The 9,409-nt window shown below is 59.8% G+C and carries 8 protein-coding genes and 5 pseudogenes; 3 read left to right on the top strand and 10 right to left on the bottom strand.

The genetic code is table 11. The features are described from left to right. The 6 genes and pseudogenes from X771_RS01000000165700 to X771_RS135830 form a co-directional block, all read right to left on the bottom strand. Positions 1-338: pseudogene (locus X771_RS01000000165700) on the bottom strand (cytochrome c oxidase accessory protein CcoG); the annotation flags it as partial. A gap of 128 nt (positions 339-466) precedes the next feature. Continuing rightward, positions 467-1,256 (bottom strand): annotated as a pseudogene (gene ccoP, locus X771_RS01000000165695) (cytochrome-c oxidase, cbb3-type subunit III). Between the two features lie 2 nt (positions 1,257-1,258). After that, positions 1,259-1,408, bottom strand: coding sequence for a CcoQ/FixQ family Cbb3-type cytochrome c oxidase assembly chaperone (locus X771_RS135825; RefSeq protein WP_023690689.1), 150 nt, complete (start codon positions 1,406-1,408; stop codon positions 1,259-1,261). An 11-nt stretch (positions 1,409-1,419) separates the two neighbouring features. Next, positions 1,420-1,949, bottom strand: a pseudogene (locus X771_RS01000000165690) (cbb3-type cytochrome c oxidase subunit II). Between the two features lie 11 nt (positions 1,950-1,960). Then, positions 1,961-3,069: pseudogene (locus X771_RS01000000165685) on the bottom strand (cbb3-type cytochrome c oxidase subunit I). Between the two features lie 554 nt (positions 3,070-3,623). After that, positions 3,624-4,370 (bottom strand): Crp/Fnr family transcriptional regulator, encoded by a 747-nt coding sequence (locus X771_RS135830; protein ID WP_023708062.1) that lies wholly within the window; start codon positions 4,368-4,370, stop codon positions 3,624-3,626. Between the two features lie 152 nt (positions 4,371-4,522). Here X771_RS135830 and hemN point away from each other — a divergent pair, with 152 nt between their 5' ends. Beyond that, positions 4,523-5,863: an oxygen-independent coproporphyrinogen III oxidase gene (gene hemN, locus X771_RS135835; RefSeq protein ID WP_031203460.1), complete on the top strand. Its 1,341-nt coding sequence runs from the start codon at positions 4,523-4,525 to the stop codon at positions 5,861-5,863. 236 nt (positions 5,864-6,099) lie between these two features. Here hemN and queE read toward each other — a convergent pair whose 3' ends face one another. Genes queE through queC form a run of 3 tightly spaced genes read right to left on the bottom strand, consistent with a single transcriptional unit; the run spans position 6,100 to position 7,885 of the window. Further along, a complete protein-coding gene (queE, locus tag X771_RS0135660) occupies positions 6,100-6,834 on the bottom strand; it encodes a 7-carboxy-7-deazaguanine synthase QueE (RefSeq protein WP_023707020.1) in 735 nt (244 codons plus the stop codon). After that, positions 6,831-7,187 carry a 6-carboxytetrahydropterin synthase QueD gene (queD, locus tag X771_RS135840; protein WP_023673552.1) on the bottom strand — a complete coding sequence of 119 codons (357 nt, stop codon included), beginning with the start codon at positions 7,185-7,187 and terminating at the stop codon, positions 6,831-6,833. The genes queE and queD overlap by 4 nt, the downstream gene beginning before the upstream one ends. After that, positions 7,187-7,885, bottom strand: coding sequence for a 7-cyano-7-deazaguanine synthase QueC (gene queC, locus X771_RS135845; protein WP_031203458.1), 699 nt, complete (start codon positions 7,883-7,885; stop codon positions 7,187-7,189). Before queC ends, queD begins: the two co-directional genes overlap by 1 nt. Positions 7,886-8,446: 561 nt before the next feature. On the opposite strand from queC, the gene X771_RS135850 reads away from it, so the two are divergent. Both X771_RS135850 and X771_RS1000000168600 read left to right on the top strand, forming a co-directional pair. Then, positions 8,447-8,836: a hypothetical protein gene (locus X771_RS135850; RefSeq protein ID WP_023690679.1), complete on the top strand. Its 390-nt coding sequence runs from the start codon at positions 8,447-8,449 to the stop codon at positions 8,834-8,836. Positions 8,837-8,892: 56 nt separating this feature from the next. Continuing rightward, positions 8,893-9,057: a hypothetical protein gene (locus X771_RS1000000168600; RefSeq protein WP_023685557.1), complete on the top strand. Its 165-nt coding sequence runs from the start codon at positions 8,893-8,895 to the stop codon at positions 9,055-9,057. A gap of 186 nt (positions 9,058-9,243) precedes the next feature. On the opposite strand, the pseudogene X771_RS1000000168970 reads toward X771_RS1000000168600, so the two are convergent. Further along, positions 9,244-9,409: pseudogene (locus X771_RS1000000168970) on the bottom strand (IS1380 family transposase); the annotation flags it as partial.

Below are 9,409 nucleotides of genomic sequence, written 5' to 3'. Positions count from 1 at the left end.
GTGATCAGGAAAAGACCGACGCCGGCCATGACCAGAAGGCCGGCGACATAGTAGAATTCCTGGGGCCATATCTCGATGAAGAAGAAATAGAAGCGCCGGTTGGCGACATCGAGCAGCACCGCCTGGTCGGGGGCAAACGGACCCCGATCCCAGCGCAGCCACGGCGTGAGATAGTAGATGCCGAGCGTGATCGCCATCACGATCCATTTGAATCGGCGAAAGCTGCCAGAGGCCCGCTTCGGGAAGATCTTCCTGCGCGCGGCATACATTGGCTGACGCACCTTGGCGGAGTTGAACGTCGTGGGTTCGATCCGTTCTATTTGCGTGTTATCGAGCACGAGAAGCTCCAGTCACCAGCGACGATTTCGCCGGAAGCCGACTCATCGGTTCTGGATGATGCCGAGGCCCGGCTTGCGCCGGGCCTCGTCGCTTGGCGGGAGGGGGAGGACGAGAATAGGCTGCTTTCCTATTCTCCGCCGCCAAGCGAATGGATGTAGACCGCCAGTTCCTTGACCTTGATCTCGCCGAGGCGCGCGCCCAAAGCCGGCATCACGCCGTGTTTCGGTGCGGTTACCTGGGCGGCGATGGCCGCTTCGCCTGACCCGTAGAGCCAGATGGCGTCGGTCAGATCTGGAGCGCCGAGTTCCTTGTTGCCTTTTGCATTGTCGCCATGACAGGCCACGCAGTTTTCGGCAAAGACCTTTGCGCCCGGCGCGACCAATGCTTGATTGACGACGGCCCCCGACAGACTGGCGACGTAGGCGCTGACCTGTTTGATCTGGTCGGCGGTGATGATGTCGGCAAAGGCGGGCATTTCCGACAGGCGCGTATCCGGATCGGAGGCGAAGCGAATGCCATGGGTGATCGTCTGCTGGATCTGGTCCGCCTTGCCGCCCCACAGCCAGTCGTCGTCGTTGAGGTTGGGGAAGCCCTTGGAGCNGCAGCGTGTCGTCCGCCGCGATCTCCGAAACACTTTTCGCTTCTATCGCGGCGACATATTTGCCCTTGGCCGCTTCAGCCGCGGACAACTCGTTCCCGACATCGTTGCGGCTGGAGTAGCCGAGCACCCCCTTGGTTGCCGTGTGCAGCAGAGGCCATGCCGGATAGGCGATGGTGTAGCCGATCGCCCAGACTATGGTGATGTAGAACGTCCAGATCCACCAGCGCGGAAGCGGGTTGTTGAGCTCCCGGATGCCGTCCCACTCATGACCGGTGGTTGAGATGCCGGAAACCTCGTCGATGTGATCGCTGCTCATGATCAGTCCTCCTTCAGAGGAATTTGAGCTGCTTCGCCGGCTTGCCTCCGGCTTCCGGGACGAACTGCAAAGGCAACAGATCCGATGAAGAAAAGAGCCATGGCAAGTAGGCCCCAGCTGTCGGCAAACTCCCGCATGAAATTGTACGTCATGGCCATTGTCCTCAGCGGTAGCCGGCGGTCTCATCGTAGTTCTTGAAATCGACCAGCGTGCCCAGCATCTGGAGATAAGAAACCAGCGCGTCCATTTCGGTGACTTGCTGCGGGTTGCCGTCGAAGTCGCCGATCTTGGCCTTGGGGTAGCGGGCCTGGAGGCCGGATGTGTCGGCGTTGGGATCAGCCTGCGCCATCAAATCGGCATTGGCGTTGGCGATCATGTCGTCGGAGTAAGGGACGCCGACGCGCCTGTTGGCGACCAGATGCGTCGAGAAGTCCTTCACCGCGATCGGCTTGTCCTTCAGGAAGNGATCATCTGGCTGTGGCAGAGGTAGCAGCCCTCGCGGACATAGATGTTTCGACCAGCAAGTTCGAGCGGCGAGTAGGGGCGCATGCCTTCCACCTTCTCGATCGTATTATCGAGATAGAAGAGCGGCGCGATCTCGACGATGCCGCCGATTGTCACGACCAGCAGCGACCCGAGGAGGAGAAGTGTAGCGTTCTTCTCGATGACCGCGTGTCTGTTCATCAACCTCATTTTCTGTCTCATCATCGCGCAAGCTGGAGGGCGGGGGTGGAGCGCGGCATCGGATCCTGCTCGCGCCGGTAGCCGAGGATGGTCATGGCGATGTTCCAGGCCATGATCAGGGTGCCGGAGAGGTACATGGCCCCACCGATGGCGCGCATGATGTAATAAGGGTGCATAGCGGCCACGGTTTCGGCGAAGGAGTAGACCAGGAAGCCCTGCTCGTCGTATTCGCGCCACATCAGGCCCTGCATGACGCCGGACACCCACATCACCGCGGCGTAGACGACGATGCCGAGCGTCGCCAGCCAGAAATGCCAGGTGACGAGCCTNGAGGCGTTCACGGTTCCAGAGTCTCGGCACCATGAAGTAGATTGCGCCAAACGAGATCATGCCGACCCAGCCGAGCGCGCCGGAGTGAACGTGGCCAATGGTCCAGTCGGTATAATGCGACAGAGAATTGACCGTCTTGATCGACATCATCGGGCCTTCGAAGGTCGACATGCCGTAGAAGGCGATGGCCATCACCATCATGCGGATGATGGGATCGGTGCGCAGCTTGTCCCAGGCGCCCGACAGCGTCATCAGGCCGNCCATTGCGTCAGGGCGTCCTGAACTCCGGAAAATGCAGAATAGCTCTTGGAGCCGAGAAAGGAGGCCGGCATCGACAGGTTGTTGATCACATGCAGCATCGCGATGGTCACGATGAAGGAAAGGTAGAACCAGTTGGCGACGTAGATGTGCGGTTCCTTGCGCTTCAGGATCGTGCCCAGGAACAGGATCAGGTAGGCGACCCAGACGATGGTCAGCCAGATGTCGACATACCATTCGGGTTCCGCATATTCGCNGGCAAGCTGCAGCGCGATACCACCCCGACCAGCATGCCAACCACACCCCAGAACATGGTGGCGATGGCGCCGTAGCGGATTGGACCATCCATGTAGGCGGACGGGTCGATCGGAGCGGCAGGCTTGAACTCAGTGTTACGCAGTAGGATCGCAGTGAAGCCAGCCAAGGCGAAGAACAAGACCCACATATGCTGGCGAAAGGGTTCATCCACCCCAGCGCCAGCCGCCACCAAAGCCGCGAATGCGAACAGGCTTAGAAGCACGATTTCTTTGCCGAATTTCATCGCAAGCCCCGATTTCCAATTCCGGCGGATGCCAAACCGCGGTGTCTTATTGCGCAGCCGTCGCCTGCTCGCCCTGATCCATGTCAGAGCCGCACCATTTTGCTCGAGCAGCATCGAGTTCGGTGCGATCAGACTGCGACAATCGAATGTGGAAGCGCACCACCGGCCGCTCGTTTATGGATGGGACCTGGCGTCCCCGGTCGGGCCCCGGGTGCGGAGGCGACCGCGGGCGTGTGGGGGAGCGCACCTTCTGCGACGCTGGAAAGCAGGTCGACGCCTTACCGAACCCCGCGTTCAATGCCTTGGAACAGCCAGCGCCAGCGTTACGCTGCCGTCGTGACATTCATGGCTTGGGGAGACGGCGATTTTCCCCTGCGGATGAGGCGTATTGACTTCGGCCAAGTGTGGATGCTTCGCCGACGAGCCGAAAGGCAACTGGCGCATACGATCGGATGGAGAACGGGCTGTCGCTACGCGACTTCTTCTGAGCCCAACGCGAGCATGCCCTGCCCCGAATGAAGTAAGTGACGGGGGCCATGCAGCTTCTGCGTCATTCAAACGGCTGTAGCGCCTCGGCCGCCGCAGCGCCGTTCCAGCCGGCTCATGCTGTCCACGGTGACGCGGCGGTTGTTCTCGATCCGAATCACGCCGTCCATTCTCAGGCTGGTCAGCTGACGGCTCACGGTCTCGTTTGTGATTCCAAGGAAATCAGAAATGTCGGCACGCGTCATCGGCAGCTCGAAGCACGTCGAGCTAGCCGTCGGGTCAACATTGGAGTCGATGTTCCGGGCAATCATGAGGAGAAAGCTCGCCACCTTCTCTGGTGCGGTCTTGCGCCCCAGAGTCACCATCCATTCGCGTGCCTCGTCAAGTTCGTTCAGCGCCTGCTTGAGCAGGCGATGCACAAATTCGGGTGACTGCTTCATCATCCGTTCGATGGCCGCTCTGGGAAACGAGCATAGCGAGACAGCTGTTGCCGCTTCCGCATTAATCGCACTTTTCATCTTGAAGGGCCGACCCAGAAAATCCGGGGCGAACTGCAGGCCGACAATCTGTTGGCGTCCATCTGACAGGCTCTTCGTGAGCTTCACCACGCCTGAAAGCACGTTCGAATAACAGTCGACCGCCTCGGCGTCGCCGATCAGTTCGACCCCCGGCTCGATATTGTGCCGCGACGACGTCTTGGCGAGCTGAGCCAAATGGTCTGGCTCTAGCGCGCCACAGACACCGCGGCGCCGTGCCTCGCAAGACAGGCAAAGAACGGGGATGCCGGAACTGTGAATATCCTGCCGTAATGTCATTCGATCGCTCTACCGCTCCGTGCGGGCAGGATAGCATCCACGGTAGAAAAATCCTTGCGGCAGTTTGTCCGTGCTGAAGGTTGATCGAAATCAGGGCTTAGGCTCATCCAAGCATCCACAGTTCGGGCGAGGCAAACACGGTGGACCACGACATGCGACAAAAGCTAGTTGCCAGATTTGGCGAGAACGTCCCGCGCTACACGAGCTACCCGACCGCGCCGCATTTCAATGCAAGCGTTGACGCTACCGTTTGTCGTGGCTGGCTACAGCGGCTCGATGAGGGCGACGAAATCTCGCTCTATCTGCACATCCCATACTGCGACAAGCTTTGCTGGTTTTGTGCCTGCCATANACGCCATTACGAACCGGTGACGATCTATCTCCGCTCACTGCATGCCGAGATCGCTACCGTCGCCGGTCTTGTTGGAGGCAAAGGTCGTGTGCGTGCCGTCCATTTCGGCGGTGGTTCGCCGACCATGCTCAAGCCCGAAGATATGGTGGCGCTGGGAACCGCCCTGCGCAACAGCTTCGGCTTTCTTCCCGGCGCCACGATCAGCGTTGAAATCGAACCCAACGATATGGACGATGCCCGCCTCGATGCGCTTGCCGAAATCGGCATGACCCGTGCGAGCCTCGGCGTTCAGGATTTCGATCCGAAGGTGCAAAAGGCGATCAACCGCGAGCAGAGCTTCCTGCAGACCAAGACGGTCGTCGACGGCGTTCGTTCGCGCGGCGTCGAATCCGTCAATCTGGACCTGCTCTATGGTCTGCCGCACCAGACCAGGGAAAGCGTCGCTTCTACGGTCACGCAGGCACTGACCCTGGAACCGGATCGGATCGCACTGTTTGGCTACGCGCATGTACCGTGGTTCAAGAAACATCAGACGATGATCGACGAGGCCTGGTTGCCGGGTCCCGCGGAGCGCTTTGCCCAGTCGCAACTGGCTGCACAGGCGATTGTAGACAATGGATACGAGGCAATCGGGCTCGACCATTTCGCCAAACCAGGCGATGCGCTGGCGATTGCGGCACACACCGGGACTTTGCACCGGAACTTTCAGGGCTACACGGACGATTGCTGCGAAATCTTGATCGGGCTCGGCCCGTCATCCATTAGCCAGTTTCGGCAAGGCTATGCGCAGAACATGCCTTCAACCAGCGAATATAGACGCATGGTTGATGACGGCGGGCTGGCCGCTGTTCGGGGTATCGCACTTTCCAACGACGACCGCGTTCGCGGCTGGATCATCGAACGTTTGATGTGCGACTTCGCCTTCTCGGCCATCGATCTGGTGGAACGCTTCGGCGAGGCCGGCCAGAGGCTCCTCCTTCAGTCAAGTTCCATGGCCCTCCACGATCCGGTTCGATTGCTTGAACTTGATGGCGACAGATTCGTTGTGCCGGCTGAAAGTCGCCCTTTCGTCCGAAGCATCGCGGCCAGGTTCGACAAATATTTCGAAGCTGGAACGGCCAGGCACTCGGCGGCAGTCTGAGCACTCAGAGGAACGGTCATGCCTCTCAGTCGATCATGGACCGCGGTACGTTTGTTGATCGGCGACCGTCTATCGAGACAAGATTCTGAGCGGACCAGACGCGTCTTGGCGCAGCGACGATATCGTCCGCTCGAGCCCTGCCTGTCGGATCATGGTTGTCGGCGACAGCTCCCTTCGACCTGAACCACCCGTTCACCCGAATTCTGCCGGCGCAGTTCCAGTGGAAAGGGCCTGGGCTAGACGGCTCTCTTGTTACCCCAGAGCACAACGTGCAGCTGCGGCAGCACGCGGGCCTCGAACCATCTGTCGCGGGTCACGCTGTCAACCAGCCACTCCATGCGCTTCAATATTCCGTCAAGGTCGACAGGCGCGTCATCATTTGTGGGGTGTGGCGGCGTGTGATTGCCGGGCTGCAGATAGATCGGAAGTTGCGGAAATTGCGCAGCGGCGTCTTTCGCGTAGGTGTAGTCCCTTTCGTCGAAAACAATGAGCTTGAGCACGACTTGGGGCTTGCCTTGTGCCGCCTGGAGGCACGCCTCGACAGCGGCCCAATCTGTCGTCATTCGGCTTGACGGCGGCTTTGGGCTGAGGATCAGCACGTCAAGCTGCGCAAACCAGTCCCTGGCAAGCGACCCTTGGGTTTCCAGCGCAAAACGGTAACCGTCACCATGGCCCCGGTCGATGAGCGCGCCGAGCGGCTGGATGGCCGGATTGCCGCCTGATAGCGACACCATCAGCGGGCGGCCACCGGAAAGGGCAAGCACATTTTTCCACACCGCCCCAACGGACATCATCTCCCATTCATGGCGGAATTGATTGTCCACAGCATGGAGGCTGTCGCACCAGGAACAGCGATAGTCACACCCGCCGGTTCTGACGAAGATCGTCGGCAAACCTATGAGCACGCCCTCGCCCTGGATCGTCGGCCCGAAAATCTCGCTAACGCGGATTGCGGGATGAGTATTCGTCATGGCCGGTATTCCGCCCAGGTTTTCGGCGTTTCGCTCACCCGCACGGCCGCGGTTTCGCTCAGGCGTGCCTTGCACCAGTCGTAGAAATGTCTGGCCAGATATTCCGCCGTGACTTGCTCGTGTCCCAGCACGTCGTTGAGATGCCGGTGGTCGAAGCTCTCGTCGATGTAGCGTTTGAATGGCGCCAAGTCGTGGTAGTCGCGCACGAAGCCGTGATCGTCCAGTCCATCCGCTGAAAGCTCCACTTCGACGATGTAGTTATGTCCGTGCAGGCGCGCGCATTGGTGATCGGGTGGCAATGAGGTGAGCTGATGCGAGGCTGAGAAGTGGAATTCCTTGGTGATGCGGAACATTACGCGGTGGTCCTTCGCAGCGCTCCGAGCCAGAAGTCGGAGTCCTCATACTCGGTTGGGTCCGGGTGCCCAGCGATGTGAAACGCCTCACGCCGCTCGACGCAGGTCCCGCACCTCCCGCAATGACGCTCGGTGCCCTTGTAACAGGACCAGGTCTGCGCAAACGGCGTGCCGTATGTGGCTCCATCCGTAACAATGTCCGCCTTCGTCAGGTTCACATAGGGTGCATAAAGGCGAATCTGCGCGTAGCCGTCGAGCGCGTGGTCCTGCATCATCTGGAAAGCGTCGATGAAGGCCGGACGGCAATCGGGATAGACAACGTGATCCCCACCATGCACGGCCGTCGCCACTGCGTCAGCGCCTTGCGCTGCGGCGAGGCCGAAGGCAATGGCCAACATGATGGCGTTCCGGTTGGGCACCACCGTTATCTTCATCGTGTCTTCGGCATAGTGCCCGTCGGGCACGTCCACATTGTCGGTCAGCGCGGAGCCGGAAAGGTCGCCGCCGATCTCGTGGATATCGATGATTCGCTGCGGGACACTCAGGCGCTCCGCGCAAAGGGTGGCGAAGCCCAATTCCTTCCTATGCCGTTGGCCGTAATCGAACGATAGCAGGCCGGTCAGCTGGTGCTCCGCTGCCACCTTGTGGGCAAGAGTAACGGAATCCAATCCGCCGGAGCAGACGACGAGAGTCTTCATCGTTGGGTCCTTGTTTTAACCGGGTAGGCTGCGACCGGAGATTTCTCTGCGCTCCAGTACTTCAGGAAAACCATTTTGTGAAGTGAACGGAGACGAATTCGTGCGCTTGCGTGCGATGCGCAAAAAGCCTTCGCGGTGAGCTGCAAGGACACGGACTGACGAGACGTCACCCTTCAGCGGAATGCTCAAAGTCGAACGCTTCTCGGGGACAAAGTTCTCGACGAGCAGAGCCTGTCGGTCCCGAGCGCCGAGCGAGCCCATTGCAACGGTTTCGGAGTACAAAGCCGAGATGGGCTTGCCGCAAACAGCTCACTTACCAGGGATGTTCAGCGATGCCGAAATCCAGATATCGGGGTGGATTATGAGATCAATTGTCGCGACAGCTTTGGCTGGCCTGCTCGTCGCGCTTCGTAGATGCAGCGCATTCCACGTCAGGATCATTTTGATGAGCACGCCCTCAATGGATAACCGGCGAACCCTGAATAACCGGTCGTGAGCCGACATCTGTGAACAAGCGGTGTGGTCGATTGCAATCACCCATGTCTTGCGCACAGGTACCTTATGGCAGTGGATGAACTGAACTTGATGGTTTTACAGATGGCAGTCGAAAGCGTCCGCTCGCTCTCGTTGAGCTTCGCTGAAAAAGCCGCCGAGATAGCCACCAGGAGCCGCGGCAGCCTGCTTTTCAACGTGCGGATCGACGGTGACCCGCAGGTCCAGCGGGTCGCAGCCATCCGATATCACGGCGGCCAATTCGGCGTGCTGGCGTTAGACGGACACGGCCTAGTTACCCACTATTGCATCGTTAACGGTATGTTCTCACATTACATTGCGGCCTTGGAGAGCTGGCACAGGATGCCCCTGTCGATGCAGGCCAAGATGGATGCCAACGGCAATGCCCGTCTCTTCGTAGCGGCGTTGCGGGATGCCGGACATATGCTGGGCACCTAGCATTTGGCCAGAGTGCATCTCTGAATTTGCAAGTGCATCACTGCGATGGCGCCGGCATGATCGTCATGCTCGAAAAGGGCTGCGGCGGCCGCGGCAAAGCGGTCGCCGCGATGATGGTGTCAACGGCGTTGCATCGATGCGAGCGTTTAGAACAGAGGTCTCCTCCTGGCATCGAGCGCATGCAAGGAGCTACGCAAGCGCAAATGTATCAAGTATTTTGAAGGGACGACCCCTCATGCATACTTAGCTGCGATGCTCGGGCGGCATAAGCCTCGTTGCCATCTAGCCGCCTTGATGCACGGCGATAAGCTTTTGACGGCCTGAAGCGACGCTGTGGTCGCCGTTGCGGTGCTTTTCCACGCGCCTCGTCAGGCGCCGGGATTGCTCCGGCGTGATGGCAGGCGGGGGACGAAGCGGATATCGCCACCGTGGGCGCCGACCTCGACCCGCGCGATGATGCGCTCGACGCGGCTCCAACTAGCGGCGCCGTCAACGAACTTCTTGAACATGCGGACCTTGCCTCTCTTGGCCGACGCTTCCAGGCGTGCTGTCGTGCTGGCCTCCAGATCCGCC

It is taken from the genome of Mesorhizobium sp. LSJC269B00 (assembly GCF_000502815.1).
In the GTDB taxonomy this organism is placed as follows: Bacteria; Pseudomonadota; Alphaproteobacteria; order Rhizobiales; family Rhizobiaceae; genus Mesorhizobium.
Note: the sequence above shows the minus strand (reverse complement) of the source record. Positions and strands in the feature narration are given on the sequence as shown.

Coding starts and splice junctions, on each gene's coding strand:
- X771_RS135825 (WP_023690689.1), bottom strand. CDS start 1,408: ATGACGTACAATTTCATGCGGGAGTTTGCCGACAGCTGGGGCCTACTT.
- X771_RS135830 (WP_023708062.1), bottom strand. CDS start 4,370: ATGACATTACGGCAGGATATTCACAGTTCCGGCATCCCCGTTCTTTGC.
- queE (WP_023707020.1), bottom strand. CDS start 6,834: ATGACGAATACTCATCCCGCAATCCGCGTTAGCGAGATTTTCGGGCCG.
- queD (WP_023673552.1), bottom strand. CDS start 7,187: ATGTTCCGCATCACCAAGGAATTCCACTTCTCAGCCTCGCATCAGCTC.
- queC (WP_031203458.1), bottom strand. CDS start 7,885: ATGAAGACTCTCGTCGTCTGCTCCGGCGGATTGGATTCCGTTACTCTT.
- X771_RS135850 (WP_023690679.1), top strand. CDS start 8,447: ATGGCAGTGGATGAACTGAACTTGATGGTTTTACAGATGGCAGTCGAA.
- X771_RS1000000168600 (WP_023685557.1), top strand. CDS start 8,893: ATGATCGTCATGCTCGAAAAGGGCTGCGGCGGCCGCGGCAAAGCGGTC.